Source organism: Streptomyces sp. T028 (genome assembly GCF_048159505.1).
Classification (GTDB): Bacteria; Actinomycetota; Actinomycetes; order Streptomycetales; family Streptomycetaceae; genus Streptomyces.
Genome location: NZ_JBLRVZ010000016.1, coordinates 112,697 through 132,504 on the forward strand (window position 1 = coordinate 112,697; position 19,808 = coordinate 132,504).

General features: G+C 69.8%; 16 protein-coding genes and 1 pseudogene. 11 read left to right on the forward strand and 6 right to left on the reverse strand.

The features are described 5' to 3' along the window. Positions 1-80: 80 nt before the first annotated feature. A complete protein-coding gene (locus tag ACLZN2_RS17045) occupies positions 81-2,537 on the forward strand; it encodes a DNA gyrase/topoisomerase IV subunit A (protein WP_416979319.1) in 2,457 nt (818 codons plus the stop codon). Positions 2,538-2,645: 108 nt separating this feature from the next. Here the strand turns inward: ACLZN2_RS17045 and ACLZN2_RS17050 are convergent, their stop codons facing one another. Beyond that, a complete protein-coding gene (locus ACLZN2_RS17050; protein ID WP_416979320.1) occupies positions 2,646-3,710 on the reverse strand; it encodes a CobW family GTP-binding protein in 1,065 nt (354 codons plus the stop codon). 321 nt (positions 3,711-4,031) lie between these two features. Here ACLZN2_RS17050 and ACLZN2_RS17055 point away from each other — a divergent pair, with 321 nt between their 5' ends. Both ACLZN2_RS17055 and ACLZN2_RS17060 read left to right on the forward strand, forming a co-directional pair. Next, complete coding sequence (locus tag ACLZN2_RS17055; protein WP_416979321.1) at positions 4,032-4,589, forward strand: DUF6082 family protein; 558 nt, start codon at positions 4,032-4,034, stop codon at positions 4,587-4,589. Positions 4,590-4,801: 212 nt separating this feature from the next. After that, the gene (locus ACLZN2_RS17060) at positions 4,802-5,041 is read left to right on the forward strand and encodes a hypothetical protein (RefSeq protein ID WP_416979322.1); all 240 of its coding nucleotides are present in this window, start codon (positions 4,802-4,804) and stop codon (positions 5,039-5,041) included. Between the two features lie 147 nt (positions 5,042-5,188). Here the strand turns inward: ACLZN2_RS17060 and ACLZN2_RS17065 are convergent, their stop codons facing one another. Beyond that, positions 5,189-6,253, reverse strand: a complete 1,065-nt coding sequence (locus ACLZN2_RS17065; RefSeq protein ID WP_416979323.1) for a citrate/2-methylcitrate synthase — start codon at positions 6,251-6,253, stop codon at positions 5,189-5,191. Positions 6,254-6,648: 395 nt separating this feature from the next. Between ACLZN2_RS17065 and ACLZN2_RS17070 the strand changes: the two genes are divergently transcribed. The 6 genes from ACLZN2_RS17070 to ACLZN2_RS17095 all read left to right on the forward strand — a co-directional run bounded on the left by ACLZN2_RS17070 (position 6,649) and on the right by ACLZN2_RS17095 (position 12,959). Beyond that, positions 6,649-8,190 (forward strand): transcriptional regulator, encoded by a 1,542-nt coding sequence (locus tag ACLZN2_RS17070; protein WP_416979324.1) that lies wholly within the window; start codon positions 6,649-6,651, stop codon positions 8,188-8,190. After that, the gene (locus ACLZN2_RS17075; protein ID WP_416979325.1) at positions 8,187-8,759 is read left to right on the forward strand and encodes a helix-turn-helix domain-containing protein; all 573 of its coding nucleotides are present in this window, start codon (positions 8,187-8,189) and stop codon (positions 8,757-8,759) included. The genes ACLZN2_RS17070 and ACLZN2_RS17075 overlap by 4 nt, the downstream gene beginning before the upstream one ends. A 165-nt stretch (positions 8,760-8,924) precedes the next feature. Next, positions 8,925-9,641 carry a ParA family protein gene (locus tag ACLZN2_RS17080; RefSeq protein WP_416979326.1) on the forward strand — a complete coding sequence of 239 codons (717 nt, stop codon included), beginning with the start codon at positions 8,925-8,927 and terminating at the stop codon, positions 9,639-9,641. Continuing rightward, positions 9,638-10,450, forward strand: a complete 813-nt coding sequence (locus ACLZN2_RS17085) for a hypothetical protein (protein WP_416979327.1) — start codon at positions 9,638-9,640, stop codon at positions 10,448-10,450. Before ACLZN2_RS17080 ends, ACLZN2_RS17085 begins: the two co-directional genes overlap by 4 nt. 122 nt (positions 10,451-10,572) lie before the next feature. After that, a complete protein-coding gene (locus ACLZN2_RS17090; RefSeq protein WP_416979328.1) occupies positions 10,573-10,884 on the forward strand; it encodes a hypothetical protein in 312 nt (103 codons plus the stop codon). Positions 10,885-11,258: 374 nt separating this feature from the next. After that, positions 11,259-12,959 carry an IS1634 family transposase gene (locus tag ACLZN2_RS17095; RefSeq protein WP_416979329.1) on the forward strand — a complete coding sequence of 567 codons (1,701 nt, stop codon included), beginning with the start codon at positions 11,259-11,261 and terminating at the stop codon, positions 12,957-12,959. Between the two features lie 187 nt (positions 12,960-13,146). On the opposite strand, the gene ACLZN2_RS17100 is transcribed toward ACLZN2_RS17095, so the two are convergent. Next, positions 13,147-13,908 (reverse strand): ANTAR domain-containing protein, encoded by a 762-nt coding sequence (locus tag ACLZN2_RS17100; protein ID WP_416979330.1) that lies wholly within the window; start codon positions 13,906-13,908, stop codon positions 13,147-13,149. A gap of 14 nt (positions 13,909-13,922) precedes the next feature. After that, positions 13,923-14,669: a GAF and ANTAR domain-containing protein gene (locus tag ACLZN2_RS17105; RefSeq protein ID WP_416979331.1), complete on the reverse strand. Its 747-nt coding sequence runs from the start codon at positions 14,667-14,669 to the stop codon at positions 13,923-13,925. Positions 14,670-15,224: 555 nt separating this feature from the next. Here ACLZN2_RS17105 and ACLZN2_RS17110 point away from each other — a divergent pair. Then, complete coding sequence (locus tag ACLZN2_RS17110) at positions 15,225-15,950, forward strand: CBS domain-containing protein (RefSeq protein ID WP_416979332.1); 726 nt, start codon at positions 15,225-15,227, stop codon at positions 15,948-15,950. Positions 15,951-16,081: 131 nt separating this feature from the next. Here the strand turns inward: ACLZN2_RS17110 and ACLZN2_RS17115 are convergent, their stop codons facing one another. Together ACLZN2_RS17115 and ACLZN2_RS17120 are read right to left on the reverse strand one after the other, a co-directional pair. Further along, positions 16,082-18,160, reverse strand: a complete 2,079-nt coding sequence (locus ACLZN2_RS17115; protein WP_416979333.1) for a SpoIIE family protein phosphatase — start codon at positions 18,158-18,160, stop codon at positions 16,082-16,084. A gap of 743 nt (positions 18,161-18,903) precedes the next feature. Then, positions 18,904-19,327, reverse strand: a pseudogene (locus ACLZN2_RS17120) (Hsp20/alpha crystallin family protein). Positions 19,328-19,614: 287 nt separating this feature from the next. Between ACLZN2_RS17120 and ACLZN2_RS17125 the strand changes: the two are divergent. After that, on the forward strand, positions 19,615-19,808 hold a 194-nt coding region (locus tag ACLZN2_RS17125), incomplete at its 3' end, for a hypothetical protein (RefSeq protein WP_416979334.1).

Genomic DNA, 19,808 nt, shown 5'->3' on the forward strand with positions numbered 1-19,808 from the left:
TGGGCCCGTCTTGTCAGTGCCACGGTCCACAATGGACCGCGTCAGATTCCGTCACACGCCTCAGCAAGGAGCCGGCAGCGATGGCCCGCCGCAGCACGAAGACCCCGCCGCCCGACGACTCGTACGAGGAGCGGATCCTCGACATCGACGTCGTCGACGAGATGCAGGGCTCCTTCCTGGAGTACGCGTACTCGGTCATCTACTCCCGAGCCCTGCCCGACGCCCGCGACGGCCTCAAGCCGGTGCACCGCCGGATCGTCTACCAGATGAACGAGATGGGCCTGCGCCCCGACCGCGGCTACGTGAAGTGCGCGCGCGTGGTCGGCGAGGTCATGGGCAAGCTCCATCCGCACGGCGACTCGTCGATCTACGACGCCCTGGTGCGCATGGCGCAGCCGTTCTCCATGCGCGTGCCGCTGGTCGACGGCCACGGCAACTTCGGCTCCCTGGGCAACGACGACCCGCCGGCCGCCATGCGGTACACCGAGTGCCGCCAGGCCGAGGCGACGAGCCTGATGACCGAGTCGATCGACGAGGACACGGTCGACTTCGCGCCGAACTACGACGGCCAGGAGCAGGAGCCGGTGGCGCTGCCCGCCGCCTTCCCGAACCTGCTGGTCAACGGCGCGTCCGGGATCGCGGTCGGCATGGCCACGAACATGCCGCCGCACAACCTGGGCGAGGTCGTCGCGGCCGCCCGTCATCTGATCCGTTATCCCAACGCGGATCTGGACACCCTGATGAAGTTCGTCCCGGGCCCGGACCTGCCCACCGGCGGCCGGATCGTCGGTCTGTCCGGCGTCCGCGACGCCTACGAGACGGGGCGCGGCACCTTCAAGATCCGCGCCACGGTCGCGGTGGAGACGGTGACGGCCCGCCGCAAGGGCCTGGTCGTCACGGAGCTGCCGTTCACGGTCGGCCCCGAGAAGGTCATCGCCAAGATCAAGGACCTGGTCGGTTCGAAGAAGATCCAGGGCATCGCCGACGTCAAGGACCTCACCGACCGTGAGCACGGCCTGCGCCTGGTGATCGAGATCAAGAACGGCTTCGTGCCAGAGGCGGTCCTGGAGCAGCTCTACAAGCTGACGCCGATGGAGGAGTCCTTCGGCATCAACAATGTCGCGCTGGTGGACGGCCAGCCGCTGACACTGGGCCTCAAGGAGCTCCTGGAGGTCTATCTCGACCACCGCTTCGACGTGGTCCGCCGGCGCAGCGAGTTCCGCCGCGGCAAGCGCCGCGACCGGCTGCACCTGGTGGAGGGCCTGCTGACGGCGCTCGTCGACATCGACGAGGTCATCCGGCTGATCCGCTCCAGCGAGAACAGCGCGCAGGCCAAGGAGCGCCTGATGGAGCGCTTCTCGCTGTCGGAGGTCCAGACGCAGTACATCCTCGACACTCCGCTGCGCCGTCTCACCAAGTTCGACCGCATCGAGCTGGAGGCGGAGAAGGAGCGGCTCAACGCGGAGATCGCGGAGCTGACGCGGATCCTGGACTCGGACGCGGAGCTCCGCAAGCTGGTCTCGTCCGAACTGGCCGCGGTGGCCAAGAAGTTCGGCACCGAGCGGCGTACGGTCCTGCTGGAGTCGTCCGGCGCGCCGGCGGCCGCCGTACCGCTGCAGGTCGCGGACGACCCGTGCCGGGTCCTGCTGTCGTCGACGGGCCTGCTGGCCCGTACGGCGAACAGCGAGCCCTTCGCCGGTGACGGCGACGGCAAGCGCGCCAAGCACGATGTGATCGTCTCGGCGGTGCCGGCCACCGCGCGCGGGGAGATCGGCGCGGTCACCTCGGCGGGCCGGCTGCTGCGGATCAACGTCGTGGACCTGCCGCAGCTGCCGGAGACGGCCGCGGCGCCGAACCTCGCGGGCGGTGCCCCGCTGTCGGAGTTCGTCTCCCTGGAGGGCGACGAGACGCTGGTCTGCCTCATCACGCTCGACGAGTCGTCGCCGGGTCTGGCGCTCGGCACGGAACAGGGCGTGGTCAAGCGGGTGGTGCCCGACTATCCGTCCAACAAGGAGGAGCTGGAGGTCATCACCCTCAAGGAGGGCGACCGGATCGTCGGCGCGGTCGAGCTGCGCACCGGCGAGGAGGACCTGGTCTTCATCACCGACGACGCCCAGCTGCTGCGCTACCAGGCCTCGCAGGTGCGTCCGCAGGGCCGTCCGGCGGGCGGTATGGCGGGCATCAAGCTCGCCGAGGGCACGAAGGTGATCTCGTTCACGGCGGTGGACCCGTCGGCGGACGCGGTGGTCTTCACGGTCGCGGGCTCGCGCGGCACGCTGGACGACTCCGTCCAGACGACGGCCAAGCTGACCCCGTTCGACCAGTACCCGCGCAAGGGCCGCGCCACGGGCGGTGTGCGCTGCCAGCGGTTCCTGAAGGGCGAGGACTGCCTGTCCTTCGCCTGGGCGGGCCCGGTCCCGGCGAAGGCCGCCCAGAAGAACGGCATGCCGGCCGAGCTGCCGGAGATGGACCCGCGCCGCGACGGCTCGGGCGTCTCCCTGCCGAAGACGGTGGGCGTGGTGGCGGGCCCTGTGTAAGCGGCTTCGCTGAGGTCCGGCGCTGTTCGCCGCGCCCTGAAGGGGCGCGGGGAACTGCGCGACCAGCCACGACGGCGCTGCAGTCGAACAACGACGCTTGGACCCGGCCTAGGCCACTTCCCCGGGCCCCGGTGCGTCGTTCGGATCCCGCACGTAGCGCAGGACGCCCCACATGCCATGCTCGTCGGCACGCGAGGCGTCGCTCCTGCACGCCTCCAGCTCCTTGCCGAGGGCGTCGGCGTGGATGCCGGAGCCGATGAGGACGAGCTGGGTGAGACGCTCCTCGGCGGCGCCCCAGGCCTCCGGGTAGAAGCGCAGGAACCGGCCGACGGCGTGCACGGCGTACCGGTTCATGGCGTCGTGGGCGCCGAAGTCGACGTACCCCTTGATCCGGTAGAGCCCTTCCGGACGGCTGTCGAGGAATCGCATCAACCGGCGTGGATCCATGGGGGTTTCGGAGGTGAGGGAGAGGTTGTCGTAGCCGGCGTGCAGATGATCGGCATGCGCCTCGCCCGCGTCGTGCGCGTGCAGGTCGTCGAAGGACAACTGCCCGACGCGCTCCTCGCTCGGCCTGCAGTCGAAGAGGAACTCCGGGTCGACACGGCCGTACGAGGCGGGCACGACCGCGGCACGGTCGACGAGGGAGCGGACGAGTCCGAGGACGCGCTCGCCGTCGGCGGCCCGGTCCAGCTTGTTCACCACGACCAGGTCGGCGAGGGCGAGATGCCGGTCGATCCCGGGGTGCTTGGCACGGGTGTCGTCGAACTCGGCGGCGTCGACGACCTCGACGAGCCCGCCGTACACGATCCCCGGATGCTCGCTGGCAAGCACCATCCGCACCAGTTCCTCGGGTTCGGCGAGACCGCTGGCCTCGATCACGATGACGTCGATGCCGGTGTCGGGACGGGCGAGCCGCTCCAGGTACACGTCGAGTTCGCTCGCGTCGACGGCGCAGCACAGACAGCCGTTGCCGAGGGACACGGTGGAGTCGCCCAGCGCGCCGGCCACGGCCATGGCGTCGATCTCGATCGCCCCGAAGTCGTTGACGATCGCCCCGATCCGACTGCCGCCACTGCGGTGCAGGAGATGGTTCAACAAGGTCGTCTTGCCGGAGCCGAGGAATCCGGCGATGACGACGACCGGGATCTGCTGCGGACTGCGGCTCTGCGTCACCGTGCGACCTCTCTGACACCTGCGCGCACTCCGGCTCACGGCTCCGGAGCGCGTACGACCATGGAACGCGCCCCAGGATACGAGTCGGCGGAATCCCCACGAAGTGAACGATTGTTAGCAGCACTTGCGGGGCAGACGTCTGGCAAGGCGCCCTGGCGTGCGACCCTCGCTTCCCTCCGTGCGCCTCCCCTCCGCCTCCCCCGCCGATCAGAGCCGCTCGGCACTCTGGGAGACGGCAAGCGCCGCCCACTGCTCGCCGGTCCCCGTCACTCCACCCGCACCCCGACGACCGGCGCACGGCCGCCTGATTCGGGGGTTGACATGGCCACACGGAAGTCTCGGATGCGGGGGCTCGCTCCCGTCGCCGCAGCGGGCCTCGGCATGGCGGCCGGGGCCCTCGCAGCACTGACCGTCCAGCGGAACACCCTCAACGCGCTGCGCACGCGACTCGAGCGCCTGGAGCAGGCGGTCGCGGCACCTCCCCACACGAACCTCGCTCATCAGCAGCGGCTGCACTGGGAACTGCTGAGCAAGGCGATCGACAGCCCCGAGCTGGCCGAAGTGCTGGACATCTTCGAGGTGCCGGCGTCACCCCAGAAACGACGGCAGTACCTCTTCGCCAACGCCCTGTACACGAACCTGCTTTTCTACTACCGCATCGGCAACCTCACCCGCGAGGAGTTCCACGGCCGGATGCGAGGTCTGCTGCAGAACCCTGTCGTCCGGGAGTACTGGTACGCCACGCAGGGCCAGCGGGCGACTCTCCCCTCCGACTCGATCGAGGCCGACCTGGGGCGGATGGTCGACGAGCTCCTGCGTCAGCTCGAAGAGGCCGACGTGGACGAGTGGTGGGTCGTGGGCGAGCCACCGGCCGAGTAGAGGGCGCGCATCCCGAGGTTCACGCCGACGGCCCATAACGAACAGGTCAAGTGCGGAGTTGATGGGGACGCCAGGGAGTTGACTCGCGCTTGATCGCGTAGAGGACCCCACACCATCGTCGCCTACGCCGCCGGATGACGAGTGCACCCCACAGGGCCCGCCTTGCACCGAGCAGTCGTCGTGCGCAAGCCAACGGACCAAGGGAAGCAACAGTGAGTCAGATCATCCGTCGGATCGGTGTGCCCCCAGCCGAGCGGGGGAGCACGGGAGGGGGCAACTGCCCTGACATCTTCGAGTTGGCCGACGGGAACTTCGCCGTAATCGGCACGGACGTCACGGATTCACTGGACCCCGACCTTCCGTCCGACGCCTCCCGCGCCGACTACGAACGTATCGTCGTCATCACCCGCGAGACCCTCATTCGCGCGAAGGCCGACATCCCGGACGCGTGACGCGCCTTCGGGGAAGGCCGTCGGGCTCCCCCCGCGCAGGGCCCGGTCCGTCACGCGTGACACCGGGCCCACCGCTCGTGCGCCCACCGTGCGCCGTGCGCGCCCCCTTCGGCGCACCTCGCTGAACAGCCCTCGATGCGCAGCCCCTCACGCCCCCTCCGGTACCGCCACCGGCGCCCCCGGCCCCACATACCGCGCCACAGGGCGGATGATCTTCGAATCCTGGGCCTGCTCCAGGATGTTGGCGCTCCAGCCCACCACCCGTGCCGCCGCGAACGTCGGGGTGAACATCTCCCGGGGCAGCCCGCACAGTTCCATGACGACACCGGCGTAGAACTCCACGTTGGTGTGCAGCTCACGGCCCGGCTTCAGTTCGGCGAGGATCGCCTCGACGTGCCGCTCCACCTCGACGGCGAACGCGACACGCGGCCCGCCGAAACCCAGCGCCGTCTCGCGGAGCATGCGCGAGCGCGGGTCCTCCGTGCGGTACACGGCGTGACCGAAGCCCATGATGCGCTCACCGGCGAGCACCCGCTCCCGGATCCAGGAGTCGATGCGGTCGGGCGTGCCGATCGCGTCCAGCGTATCCAGCGCCCGGCTGGGCGCACCTCCGTGCAGCGGCCCCGACAGCGCCCCCACCGCCCCCACCAGACACGCGGCCACATCGGCTCCGGTCGAGGCGATCACCCTGGCGGCGAACGTTGACGCATTGAAGCCGTGATCAATGGTTGAGATCAGGTACTGCTCGATCGCGCGGACCCGCTCGCCGTCGGGTTCCGCCCCGGTCAACATGTAGAGGTAGTTCGCCGCGTACGACAGATCCTCGCGCGGCTCGACGGGCTCGAGCCCCTTCCCCAGCCGGTACAGCGCGGTGAGCAGTGTCGGTACGGCCGCGGCCGCCACGACGGTGTCCGCGCGGCGCCGGTCCGCGTCGATGTCGTACACAGGCCGGAAATCCTTCTCCGCGCCGAGCAGCGACAGGGCGGTGCGCATTCCGGCCAGGGGGTTCATCCCGGCGTCGGCCGCAGCGATGGCGGGCAGGGCCGCCGCCACCGCCTCGGGAAGCCGCCGCAGGGCGGCGGTCTCGGCGGCGAAGGCGGCTCCGCGCCCCGCGTCGGGAAGATCGCCGTGGACCAGAAGGTGCCACACGTCCTCGAAGGAGCGGGCGTGCGCCAGGTCGACGGCCGAGTACTGGCGGTAATTCCGGTGCACCCCTCTGACCTGGGCTTACTGAGGCCGAAACGGCTGTGACCTGCTAGGTCGGGTTGCAGAGGCGATCGGAGGCAGTCAGAGGAAAACACTCTGATTCGACCCCGGTTCGACCCGGGTCGCTCAGAGGCAGTCAGAGGCATCGACCTCCCAAACTGCCCTTTGAGCGAGCGGAGTTGACCGGTGCGGATCCAAGGTGGCGACTCTGACAGGCCTCCCGTTCGTCTCCGGTCGAGCCGCGATGGGGACGCCTGCCTCCGACCGGTGCCAGAGCGCACGAAAGCCTCCAGGACGGCCATCCTGGAGGCTTCGCTGGCACCGATTGGAGGTCGGTTCCGGACACCACCTGCGGTTTTAGCGGGCCCTGGTGGCGTCCATGTCCTTGGGACAAGCCCAGAATGCCACACCCCACAGCCCACCCGCACTACTCCCCGTCGGCTCGACGTCCCGTTTTCTCCCCACCAGAGGCAGTCACAGGCAGCCACACCACGCTGCAGGGACTCTCCCACCTCTCCAAGCCTGCCGCCGACCTGGTCCTGCTCGGCGACCTCACCGGCCGCTACGCAGCAGGCAGCTACAGCAGGCTCAGCCCCGACGGCCGCACGGTGACCTTGCGTGGCGACCGCCAGGGCGCGGCGGAGCACGGTCACCGGATCACCGCGGCCATCGCCTGCCACGTGGCCCGCGCCGGCGGAAGCATCGAGCAGCTGACCCGTTTGCTGCTGCATCCCGACCACGAGGGCGGCAGACACGCCCGGAACATCTCCCTGCGCTCCGGGCAGTCCCGAGCCCTGGACTACATCCGCCGGGTGTGGGCCAGCGCCACCCAGATGATCAACACCACCAGGGCGCTCGGCTCCCGTGACCACGCCTACGAGCTCCTGGCGGCGCTGCGGGACCGGATCGAGACCACGCCCTGGCGTGGCGAGCGGGGCAGGACCGCGCTGCGCGTCCTGCGGGCGCACCTGAACTTCGCGGAGATCGCGGGCGGCCCTCTGCATCACGCCAGTGAGCGCCAGACCGCCGAGGAGGCCGGGATCTCCAGGACGACCCTGCGGGCCGTCTACGAGACCGTCCTGAAGCCGCACGGCTGGCTGCGGCGCCTGCGGGTGGGCCACGGCCGGGAGGGCTCCACCTGGTACCTCACCCTCGGCAGTCCCCGCCGGCACACGGCACCCCCTGCGTTGTCTCGTACCCGTACCACTCAGTGCCCCCCCGACCCGGCACTTGAGGAGTGGAACACCCCTGAGACGGCCACGACGGCCGACATCGACTCCACCGTCCTCGGCCGTCTGATGGCCCACGACGCCTTTGCCCACCACAGCCTCGGCAGCGCCGCCCTCATGATCATCAGCGCTCTACGCGTACGCCAGGATCAGACCGTTGCCGAGCTCGTCGGTACCTCCTCGGTCTCCCGCGCCACCACCTACCGGACCCTGAAACGCCTCGCCGACCACGGCCTCGTCCAGCACACCGGGCAGACCTGGGCCCTCGCGCCACATGCTCTGGAAGGCTTCGGTAACCGCCTCCCGGACGCCGACAACGGCCACACCACAGCGCCGGCACAGGGCTGGGCCAAGGTCGCCGAGCAACACGGCACCTGGGGCATCGCGGCCAGGCGGAAGGCCCTGCACGCGGCCGAGCGGGCGGCCTACCAGGAGGCACTGGACCGGCCTGCGGAGCACCGCAGCAGGGCTCTCGTGATCGTCCGCGACGGCCGTCAGGTCCTGGTACCCGTGCCGCGCCCCGACGAGATCCCACCGCCATGGCACGCCCCGGACGGGCGCGTCCTCGACCCGGTCACAGGGCGTCCTGCCGCCGACTGGCGGGTCGCCACCGACGGCCACCTGATCCTCATCACCCCATCGGACCAGCGCAGTTATGACGAGCTGGCCGCCGCCCATGCCGAAGCCCTCAGCGAATGGGAGTCCGTCGCATGAACCCAGAACCCACGGTCACCCCTGTCGCGAACGAGGCGGTGACCCCCCAAGCCCTGCGCGAGCAGTACGAGTCCGGTGCCACGGTCGACGAACTCGTCATCGCCAGCGGCCTGTCCTACGGCACCGTCCTCAACCGGCTGCACGACGCCGGGACCGTCATGCGTACCTCCTGGCAGACCCGCCGGATGCGGGAGAACCCGCAGGCCCGCCAGCGCCTCGCGGCCCATCTGCGCACCCTGTACGAGCAGCACGGCGCAACCCTCACCGAACTCGCCACAGCAGCAGGAGAGACGCGGCGCGGTGCCCGGCGCCTGCTGATCGAAGCCGACGGCACCGTACGCACGACCCAGCAGACCCTGCGGATGCGCGCCGCAGCACGGGCCGCCGAGCGGCACACGCTCGCGGTGTCGTTGCGCGCACGGTACGAGGCCGGTGAAACGGTGCCGGAACTTGCCAGGGAGCACAGCTACTCCGTCGCCACCGTCTACCGGCTCCTGCACCAGGCAGGCACCCGCATGCGGCCCCAGCACGCCCACGGACCCGCCCACGACGCGAGGAAGCGGCAATGAGCACCCCTGTCCTCGCGGGTGTTCCCCACCCTGCCTGGCAGATCACGAGGGCGCCCGTGCGGCATTCCAGCCGCCACAGGGCAGCACGGGCGCCCCCGTCGTCGGCTCCTTCGTCGACGCGCGCACAACAAGACACCCCTTCCCATTTCAGGAGATCGAGCACACGTGAACGAGAACACCCGCCACAAGACCCTGGCCGCGGCCACAGAACACGTCTGGGACGCGTTCGTGATCGTCGTCGGCATGCTCAAGGGCGGCACCGGCAAGACCACCTCCGCCTGGTTCATCGCCCTCTACTACGCCGTCGTCCTCGGACTGCCCACCCTGCTGCTGGACGCCGACGCCACCAGCCAGTCCGCCTACGACTGGTTCAAGGTCGCCCAGGCCGCCGGCTTCGAGGTCCCGGCCAACCTGGTGGTCGAGCGGTACCCGTTCGACGACATCGCCGAGTACATCCGTACCAAGCGCACCGAGTTCGGCGCGATCGTGGTCGACGCCGGCGGCGGCAGCGCCCGCATCTTCCACGAGGCTATCACCGAGGCGAACCTGCTGCTCGTCCCGGTCGCCCCCACCAAGATCGAGCGCCGCAAGCTCGTGGCCACCTTCGACGAGGCCGAACGCGCCGCCGCCCGCAACGAGCACGGCGTCACCGCCCATGTCGTCATGGTCAAGGCCGACGACCGCACCAGCCTGCCCCGCCATGCCAAGGACCAACTCCTCGACCCCGACCAGGGCGAGGGCATCGGCCCGGACCGCGACGAGGCCTTCCCGCTCGCCGAGACCACCATCCACTCCTGGGTGCACTACATGGAGGCCTTCGGCGAGATCCCCACCGAACTGAGCGAGTACGCCAAGCTGATGAAGGAGCTGACCGCAGCATGACCGAACGCATGAAGCCCCCGGCCCGCCGCACGGGCGGCCGTACTTTGGGCGCAACCAAGAAGACCACCCCTCCGCCCCCTCCCCCGACCGCCGAGCTCACCCCCGAGCAGTACGCCGCCGAACAGGCCACCCCCCAGGGCGAAGACCGTCCCGCAGCCGGCGAGCCGCAGGTTCAGCCCGCTCCTTCCGCTGTTCCCAACCCCGAGGGGTCGGCACAGGGCCGGGCCGAGGCGATGCCCGAAGTGGCACAGTCCTCCGCCCAGCCGACTGCCGAGGCACCGAACAGGCCCGTCCCGGAGCCGGCCGCCAGTCAGCCAGTTCGCCCGGCCGTCGCCGCCACCGAGGCAGGGCTCCCGGCTGCCAAGCCCGCAGCACCTGCCATCCAGCCCACGCAGCCAGCCGCACCCGTTGTGCAGCACGGCACGTCCGCGGCTCCTGGCGCAGTCTGGGGCGCCGAGGTGGCGCTTCGCCCTGCAGATTCTCCGACGGCCGCAGGGGGCAACGGGTTCCCGGTGAGGACCGATGTTTCACGGGCTCACCAGGAACAGGAGGCGCAATCGCAGGCAGCGCCCAGCGAAGGAACACCGTGGGCTCAGGGATCCGGCCGTCCCAAGGACATTCCTGAGACCGCCGTCGTTCTCAACCAGCGCATCATCGCGCGCGAGAGTCTCGACTCGTCGGTCCCCGCGGCGCTGAAGCTGAAGAAGCGGCTCAAGCGCTTCGCGCTGGACAACGAACTCGACCACCTGCCCATCGGCGACATCGTCTCGGTCGCACTGGACGAGTGGCTCACCACCCGCGGGTTCTGACCCGACCGCAAGGAACAGGGCGGCCACCCTCACGCAAGGGGGCGGCCGCCCCGTGCCGACTATTCCAATAGCCCAATAGGCGGATAGCTATCGGCCTATCCGGACCGACCGGAGCAGCTCTCGTGCCTGATCACTCCCCCTACGCCCGCCGACTACGTGAAATCGCCGACGCTCTCGACGCCGTGTCCCAGCCGACCGATGACGTTCTCACGCCGCACCCGGACACCCTGGACGTCATCAGAAACCGGCACACCAAACGCGGACAGTTCAACCACGCCGTCCCCGAAGTCCTCCAGCTCCAGCGCCGGATTCGCCGCTACAACGCCGACACTGGCGTACCACATGGAGACATCGTCACCCTCGCCCTCGACACCTGGCTCCGCGCAAAGGGCTACCCGCCCGACCTCAAGCCACTAGAGACAGACGTTTCCTGACCGGCCTTCTCGGCCATTCCTGCGACCTGGTCGCGCAGCATGTCTTGGGCACGGCGGCTGCGGTCACGATGCCGGCTGGACGGCGAGCGCCTTGCTTGGGTCACGTTGGGCTGTCGTCGAGGGGTGCTGCCGGGCGAAGATGACCGCTCCCAGCCGTGACGGGCATCGTTTTTTACCTCGCTCCGGAGAAGAGGGAACGGCAAATCCTTCCCTGAGTCCCGGGTTCCGCAGCTAATCGGGTTTCTGGGCCTTGGGTGAGGTCGGACTTGCTGGTCAGCGGTGTGGCAGTTGGTGGGAATCGAGGTTCGCCCTAGATACACGCTTGTAGGTGATTTCCCTGACGTGCCTTGGGCTTGGAGGCTAGGTTCTAGTCCATGTATCTGCGGTCGACTCCTCGGCGGAACAGGGACGGCACGGTGGTGCGCTACCTGCAGCTGGCCCACAACGTGTGGGACCCCGCGGCGAAACGCTCCAGGGTGCAGGTCATCTACAACTTCGGCCGGGAGGACGCATCCAACCGGGACGCGCTGCAGCGGCTGGTGGCGTCGGTGACCCGGTTCCTGGACCCCGACGCCGCCCTGTCCGCGACGGTGGACGGGCTGGTGTTCGTGGAGTCCCGGCCGCTGGGCGGCACCTGGGTGCTGGACGGGCTCTGGCAGCAGCTGGAGATCGGCAAGGCGATGAAACGGCTGCTCAAGAAACGTCGCCTCGATGCCAGCGCGGAGCGGGTGCTGTTCGCGCTGGTCGCCAACCGCGCCCTGGCACCGTCGTCGAAGCTGGCAGCGGCCCGGTGGGTCAACGACGACGTCGCCATTGACGGGCTGCCCGCCACCAGCGACGACGCCTGCTACCGGGCGATGGACTGGCTGATCGAGATCTCCGCCACGCTCGAGGAAGAGGTGTTCCACCAGGTCGCCAGCCTCCTCAACCTGGAGGTCGACCTGCTGTTCTTCGACACCACCTCCACCTACTTCGAGACCGAGGACGCCGATGAGGCCATCGCCCGCGACGAGCAGGGCCGGCCCGTCCCCGAGAACGAGGCGAGTGACGAGCACCAGGTGCGGGGGTTCAGGTCGTTCGGCAAGTCCAAGGACCACCGCGATGACCTGCCGCAGGTCGTGATCGGGATGGCCGTCACCCGCACCGGCATCCCGGTGCGCGTGTGGTCCTGGCCCGGCTGCACCAGCGACTCGGCGCTGATCCGGCAGGTCAAGGACGACATGCGCGACTGGACGCTCTCCAGGATCGTGTGGGTCGCCGACCGCGGCTTCGCCTCCGAACGCAACCGCCACCACCTCCGCACGGGCGACCACCACTACATCATCGGCGAGAAACTCCGCTCCGGGTCGGCCGAGGCCACCGAGGCACTGGCCCGCCAAGGCCGCTACCAGGACGTCCGCGACAACTTGCGGGTCAAGGAGGTCCGCATCCGCGAGGACGAGCGGTTCGTCATCTGCTTCAACCCCGACGCCGCCGACCGCGACGCGAAGACCAGAGACCGCCTGGTCGCCCACCTCACCGAACTGATCGACAACACCGACAAGCTCGCACCGACCAAGCGGGCCGAACTGCGCGGGGTGATCTCCACCAAGCCCGGACTCAACCGCTACCTGCGCGTCACGCCCGGCGGGCTGCTGCGCATCGACGCCGCGAAGATCAAGGCCGAGGAGAACCTGGACGGCAAGTACCTGCTGCGCACCTCCGACCCCAAGATGACCACCGAGGACATCGAGCTCGGCTACAAGCAACTCCTCGAAGTCGAACGCGGCTGGCGGGACATGAAGCAGGTCATCGACCTGCGGCCGGTGTTCCACCGCAAGGAGGAACACATCCGCGTGCATGTCCTGCTCTGCTGGCTCGCCCTGCTCCTGGCCCGCATCGCCGAGACCCAGACCGGGCAGACCTGGCCGACACTGCGCCACGAACTCGACCGCATCAAGCTCGGTACCTTCACCGGCCCCGCCGGCACCTTCCAGCAGCGCACCGAGATCACCAAGCCCCAACGCGACCTGCTCCACGCCCTCAAGCTCGACCCACCGCCACGGATCTACCAGCTCGCCCCCGCGAGCCGCTGACCAGCACGAACCACCAGCCCTAGATACACGCCGTCCCACCAGCCGACGGCGCGTTTCCGCACGTCAACCCCCGAATCCACGGACTATCCCGCTACATCAACTGCGGAACCCGGGTCAGTCGTCGGCTTCCAACAGGGGTGTCCTGCGTATGCGTCGGCACGCGGGAAACTGCGCTCGTTCCCCTGGTTCAGCTTTCGCCGACGAGCCGGTCGGGTGCGATGCCGCTGTCCGGGACGATGGTGCCGGGCTGGGTGACCACGTCGAGTGCCACGTCCACGAGCTTGCGGTTGCTGTTGCGGGCGAGGCCGCGCAGGGCGCGGAAGGCTTCGTCGAGCGAGGTGTTCAGACGGTGGGCGAGGAAACCCTTGGCCTGGTCGATGATGACGCGGCTGTCGAGCGCGTGCTGGAGCTGCTCCGCGAGGACCTCCCGCTGCCGTACGGCACGTTCTTGGAGGATGCCTAGGGTGGCTATGTCCGCGAGGGCCTGTCCGAGTGCCGCGTTGCGGTCGTCCAGGACGCCGGCCTCGGTGCGGAACAGGTTCAGTGCGCCGATGACCTGACGGTTATGGCGCATCGGCAGCGCGCACACTCCGTGAAACCCCTCCTGCCGGGCCGCCATCGCAAAGCGCGGCCAGGGCAGGACGTCGGCGGAAGCACCGGGAACGGGGTCGCTGTAGTCGACGCGGCGCCGCTCGGTGTAGCAGGTGACACAGGGGCCCTGGGCACCCTGGAGCTGAAGCAGTTCCAGAAGTCTGGCCTTCTCGCTGGAGGCCGCGATCAGGTGGAGGCGGCCCTGAGGATTGGTCAGCAGGATGCCGGCCGCGTCGACATCCAGAAGCGACACACAGTGCCCGGCCAGCCGGTTGAGGAACTCGATGATGTCGAAGTCCTCGACGAGCGTGTCGGCCAGATCGACGAACGCCTGGACCAGTGCTTCTTCCCGTGCCATGACACGCGCCCCTCTCAGCTTTCCTCGTGGTGGCCGAAGGAGCGTTCCCGGCCTTCGGTGTCTTCGTCCTGCGCTGCGAAGTCAAGTGCGCCGTCCAGCAGTTGACGGGCGACTTCCGCGAGCGGGAGACCCGAGCCGAACGCATGAGCCCGCAACCGTGAGAACGCCTCATCGATGCCCACGGCCAACTGCGAGGCCGCCATCCCGGTGGCCTGATAAATCTTGAGGCTGTCCTGCCCGACATCCGGTGTGGCCGGCTGCGACCATCCGCTGCGCTCGGACGGCTCCAGCAGCCTGTCAAGGGCGATCGCCGCCAGCAGCACCGCGTCACGGGCCTGTTCCCGGCTGAGCGGGCCCGGCCGGGACCGGTACAGGGACAGCGTGCCCAGCCGTACCGCACCCACCTGGAGGGGGAACACGAACACGCCTCTCACGCCACGACCGTGCGCCAGCGCGGTGAATCCGGGCCACCGGCCTGCCAGGGCTTCGTCCTCCAGATCACCCGTCAGCACCGGGCCACGCGTCTCCCACGCGTCGACGCTGGGGCCCTCCCCTACAGTGATCTGCAGATCCTCCATGGCGGCCGAGGTGGCGTCGGTGGTGTGCAGGGAACCCCGGTTCTCTCCCCGGCCGGTCAGAAAGGCCGCCGCGTCCACGCCACAGACATCGACCGCAGCCCGGCAGACGGTGTCGAGGCCGGGTTCCTCCGGCGCGGCCAGCTCCACGAGTGTCCGCCGCAGGTCAGCCGCGCGCAGGCTCATCATCTCACCGTCCCTCCCGATCGGGACACCCAGCACGTGCCCGACTGCCGCGCCCACGTGCGGAAGGGACCGTACGCGCGGAGCCACGTCCAGGCGCGTGAGGTGCGTCCTGCTGCGAGAGTTCATGTCGCTCAGCCTTTCCGTCACCACTCTGCCGCGCGCTTCGACCGACCCGAAGGGACCTGGGGTCCCCGGCCCGAGGCCGGTGGTCCCTGCGCCCAGGGGACCGAACAGCCTCGAACAGGCGGATGTTCGGTGCCGCGTCGGCAGGCCTGTCACCGGCCGGGGCGGCCTCGGATCCCGCCGATCCCGGCAGAAGGAGTCGGCTCCGGACCGTGGCCGTCTCGCGATGGAGCGCCGCCTCTCTCGTCCTCGGTGCGTCGTGGGGCCTGACCCCGATGAGCCGGTCGGCCGCACGGCGGGACCCGATCGGCCCTGCGCGGAGAGGGGGCGTGCGTTGACCATGGAGACACTCATCGGCCTGCCGGCCTCGGCCGCGGTAGTTCCCAAGAGTTCTGACGGCAATCCGTGTTCGCGTGTCCAGGGAGGCAGATCATGTTCGTCAGCGATGCCCCGCACACCGTCCGCGACGTGATGACGGCGAAGGTCGTCGCCGTCGTCCGCGACGCCACCTACAAGGATGTGGTCGAGGCGACGGCCAAGTGGAACGTCAGTGCCTTGCCGGTGATCGAGGGCGACAACCGTGTGGTGGGCGTGGTCTCCGAGGCGGATCTGCTGCCCAAACAGGAACTGCGCGACAGCGACCCGACCCGGCTCGAGGCCCTGCTGCGCGCGAGTGAACTGGGCAAGGCGTCCGGGGTGATCGTCGGCGACCTGATGACGGCACCGGCGGTCTGTGTCCGGCCCGAAGCGACCCTGGCGGAGGCCGCCCGGCTCATGGGGACCAAGCATGTCAAGCGGCTGCCGGTCGTCGACGGCGACGGCCGCCTGATCGGCGTGGTCAGCCGCTGTGACATCCTCAAGGGCTTCCTGCGCTCCGACACGGCCATCCAGCGCGAGGTCCGCCACGAGGTGGTGTCGGCCCTCTTCCCCGACGAGCCCTCGCTCCAGGTGTCGGTCGCGCGCGGTGTGGTCACGGTGACCGGGCACCTCCGTGACACCTCTCTGGTGCCCACGGCGCTCCGGCTGGTCCACGCGGTCGAAGGCGTCGTGGACGTCCGATTCGACCTCACCGCCCCGGCAGAGGAACTGCCTGCCCCCGCGGAGCAGTTCGCCGCTGCGGTGGATCAGCCGGCACCTGGCCGGTCTCCCCGGCCATGACCCGCCCGGTGGCCCGCCTGCGCTCGTGCCGGCCCGAATGAGGCACGCTCGTCGGTGACGTTCTCTGATTCGCCGAACGGCTCTTTCGGCGACGGCAGGTTCGTCCGTTGTGGGCGGTGGTGTGGGGGGCGTCAGTCGCTGGTGGGGGCGCGCCGGATGAGCAGAAGGGCGATGTCGTCGTGGTGGTGGTCGGAGTGTTCGGCGTGGCGGATGAGGTTCTCGGCGAGGCGGTCGAGGTTGTCGGTCCGGGCTTGTGAGAGGTGCCGGGCGAGGGCGGCGGTGGTGTCGTCGATGTCTGTGCCGGGGATTTCCACGAGTCCGTCGGTGTAGAGCAGGAGTACGGCGCCGGGCGGGAGCGGGATGCCGGTGGTGTCGTAGTCGGCGTCGGGGTCGATGCCCAGCAGGAGTCCGGGGGGCAGGTCCAGGACCTCGGTGCGTGCGTCGGGGTGGCGGAGCAGGGGTGGTGGGTGTCCGGCGGTGGCGAGACGGACGTGGTGGTGGGCGAGGTCGAGCTGGGCGATCAGGCAGCTGGTGAAGAGGCCGGTGTCGAGGTCGGTGAGGAGGCGGTTGGTGCGGGCGAGGAGGTCTGCGGGGGAGGTGCCGGAGATGGCGTGGGCGTGGACGGTGGTGCGGACTTGTCCCATCAGGGCTGCTGCGGCGGTGCTGTGGCCCTGGACGTCGCCGATGGCTGCGGTGGTGGCGGTGGGGATGTGGATGAGGTCGTAGAAGTCGCCGCCGATGTCCATGCCGTGGCCGGCGGACTGGTAGCGGGCGGCGATGTCCAGGCCGGGGACATGCGGCAGTGCGGGGGGAAGCAGACTGGTCTGGAGGGTGTGGGCGAGGGTGTGCTGGGCGTCGTAGAGGCGGGCGCGGTCCAGGGCTTGGGCGATCAGCCCGGCGAGGGAGGCGAGAAGGGCGCGTTCGGCGGGGTCGAAGCGGCGGTGCTGGTCGTAGGAGAGGGCGAGGGATCCGATGCGGTGGCCGGATGTGGTCAGTGGCAGGAAGGCCCAGGAACTCCTGGTGTCGTAGCGGGGCGCGCCGGGATAGGCGCGCTGGAAGTCGGCGAAAGTGGGGAAGAAGACGGGGGCGCCGATCTGGCGTGCGTGTGCGGTCGGGGTGTCGGAGGTCACGGGCGTGCCGTCGAACCGGTTGATGAGCTCGGCGCTGTGGCCGCGGTGGCTGACGATGGTCAGGCGGTTTCCCTGGGCGACGGTGAGGACCAGTCCCTGGGGGCCGAAGGCGGGGACGACCTGGTCGGCGGCGACGTCGGCCACGTCCTGGACGGTGGCGGCTTCGGCGAGGGCGGCCGCCAGGTGGGTGAGGTGGTACAGCCCCATGGCGCCGACCGACTCCCCGGATGACGGAGCCTGCGCGGGGGCCGTCTGCCGCGTGGCGGGTGTGAGGCGGACGCTGACACCGCTGCCGTCCGGGTAGAGCCGGAAGCACAGTGCTCTGTCCGGGGGACGTGTTGCGGTGAACGAGGTCGACCGGCGGGTGACCAGCGCGGCTCGGTAGCCTTCTTCACTGACCGCGGCGTGCAGCCACGGCAGTGCTTCCCACAGCCGACGGCCCGTGAGGGTGGCCGCATCGGCGCCCACCAGATCGGCGCCTGCGGAGTTGATGAAGGTGATCCGGCCGTCCAGGTCCAGTGCGCAGCAGCCCGTGGGGAGGCGTTCGGTGAAGGCGAGCGCGGCCACGGCCTGGGCGGGGTCGGCGTCCTCGGGCAGGTTCGGAAGGTACCTGGGTTCCTCGGGAGGCAGCAGCGGGTCGCCCCGGGCGGCGGCCTGCTGCAGAACGCCTGCCGTCCGCCGGCAGCACGTGGTGACGGCCTCACGTTGGTGCGGGCTGAGGTGTGGAGGGTGTCCGAGGGGCCACAGCAGCGCGAGGCCGCCCCACGCCAGAGTGCCGCTGAGGAAGGGAGCCGCGGCAAGCATGAAATCGTACGGCAGGACCAGGCCCAATTGCGGATAGCGACGGGCCACCTCTTCCCGGCTCTCCAGCCAGACCGGACTCCGCAGGCGCATGGCGTCCGTGACGGGCGTCGCCGTGTCGACCGAGGCGCGGGACCAGGGCGCGGCGATCTGCCGGGACACACCGGACAGCAGAGTGAGCCACAGCAGCCGGTCCCCGGGCGGCAGCAGGTAGAGCAGGCCGACCGAGGCTCCGGTCTCACGCATCACCTCGGCCATAAGGGCTTCGACCTGTTCCATACCGCGGTCAGATCCGCGGCTGGAGAGCGACGACTGCACGGCCCTACCCGATCCTCGTGACGACCGCGGTGCCCGTGCAGGCGGGGCTGGAGCAGCCGCTCACCGCGTCCGCGCCGACTGCCGGCCTCGTCACACCGTACGAGGCGCAGCCCGCGCCTGCCGGTCGGCCCGACGCACCCGTCGGCCACATCGGTTGCCCCGCCCGCCTTCGCAACCACACCGGCAGGTCGCTGGTCCGCCACGCGGTCAGCACTCGCCGGGACGGCGGCCGACCCTGCGACATGGTGTCCCTCATCTGGGCGATCACCGCCTCCCCATCCCCAGTCGGCCCTGTCCGGGCCGCAGTCCCTTCCTTCCGGCCCCGGCCGGAGCCGGTGGACGGCCGGCCAGGACACAGGCGGACGGTACGTGCAGCTGCATGCCCTCGCTCCCGAGTGAGAGAAGGGAACCAGAAATCACCCACACAAGCACCATATGTCGGGTGTGCTGTCGGCAGCCTGGGGCACCAGCTCCGTTCCGGGTCGCCGCCCGCAGCCGCACCCCTGACGAGGCGGCCGGGGCAGACGGGGCGACACGGTGGACAGCCGCGTCCTGAACGGCGGGGAACAGGCATCAGCCGGCATCGCCGCCACGACCATGAGCGCGACGACAGACGACCCGCCCCACCAGTTCTCCCGGGAGCCGGTCGTTCCGGGAGAACCAGTGGGGCGCGTACGGCACGAGCGGGCCCCCGTCCGGCACACTCAGCCGCCGATCTGCTCGCGCCCCTCACCGCCGCTGATGGTGATCTTGCGGGGCTTGGCCTGCTCGGCAACCGGGATCCGAAGCTGCAGCACGCCGGCCTCGTACGAGGCGTCTATGCGTCCGGCGTCCGGAGTGTTGCCGAGGAAGAGCTGGCGACTGAAGGACCCCATGGGCCGTTCCGCGATCACCACCTCAGCGCCCGCGTCGGCAACCCGAACGGCGTTCGGCCCTGACCGGCAGCACGTTGCGTTCGACGTCCAGGTCGATGCTCGCCGGGTCCACTCCCTGCAGGTCCAGCTCGACCACGAACGCGTCACCGGTACGGAAGGCGTCCATTGGCAAGGCAGCCGACCTCGTCGCGGTACCGAAGACCTGCTGGGTCAGCCGGTCCAGCTCCCGGAAGAGGTCGGTTCGCACGAGCATCATCGCTCACTCCTCTCCCACAGATGAGATGCGTTTCAACAACAAGACCGTCTGGACGAACCGGGGCTGCCCTTGCCGGCCCCGGCAGATCCACAGGAGACACCGTTCGTCCGGCCGCAACGTCTCCGACAGCTCCCACAGCCACGCCCAACTTCTTCGCACCACGTCCGGCCCCCTGGCCACCCTCGACACCGCCCACGCCTGGGCCGTCGAACGCAACGCGGACAACCTCGGCACTGCCCGAGCATGCCTGTGGCCAGTGCTTGGTCCGCCCTGCCCGTGATCGCGTGCCGAAAGTCGGCGAGGCGCAACATGGGTCCGGCAGCGGTTCCGCGGACTCCTCGTCGCCGCGCTGGCGGACTCTCCTCGACCACGTCATGGCGATCCCCGAGAAGATCTACGAGACATGGGACGGCGAGGAGGGCTGGGACAACCACACCCGGTTCGGCCGTCAGTACGGGGCGGACGGCGTCGCCTGGTG

Excerpts from the sequence above, each read along its gene's own strand:
- ACLZN2_RS17045 (WP_416979319.1), top strand. The coding sequence starts at position 81 with ATGGCCCGCCGCAGCACGAAGACCCCGCCGCCCGACGACTCGTACGAG.
- ACLZN2_RS17055 (WP_416979321.1), top strand. The coding sequence starts at position 4,032 with ATGGCCACACGGAAGTCTCGGATGCGGGGGCTCGCTCCCGTCGCCGCA.
- ACLZN2_RS17070 (WP_416979324.1), top strand. The coding sequence starts at position 6,649 with ATGCCACACCCCACAGCCCACCCGCACTACTCCCCGTCGGCTCGACGT.
- ACLZN2_RS17075 (WP_416979325.1), top strand. The coding sequence starts at position 8,187 with ATGAACCCAGAACCCACGGTCACCCCTGTCGCGAACGAGGCGGTGACC.
- ACLZN2_RS17085 (WP_416979327.1), top strand. The coding sequence starts at position 9,638 with ATGACCGAACGCATGAAGCCCCCGGCCCGCCGCACGGGCGGCCGTACT.
- ACLZN2_RS17095 (WP_416979329.1), top strand. The coding sequence starts at position 11,259 with ATGTATCTGCGGTCGACTCCTCGGCGGAACAGGGACGGCACGGTGGTG.
- ACLZN2_RS17100 (WP_416979330.1), bottom strand. The coding sequence starts at position 13,908 with ATGGCACGGGAAGAAGCACTGGTCCAGGCGTTCGTCGATCTGGCCGAC.
- ACLZN2_RS17105 (WP_416979331.1), bottom strand. The coding sequence starts at position 14,669 with ATGAGCCTGCGCGCGGCTGACCTGCGGCGGACACTCGTGGAGCTGGCC.
- ACLZN2_RS17110 (WP_416979332.1), top strand. The coding sequence starts at position 15,225 with ATGTTCGTCAGCGATGCCCCGCACACCGTCCGCGACGTGATGACGGCG.
- ACLZN2_RS17115 (WP_416979333.1), bottom strand. The coding sequence starts at position 18,160 with ATGGAACAGGTCGAAGCCCTTATGGCCGAGGTGATGCGTGAGACCGGA.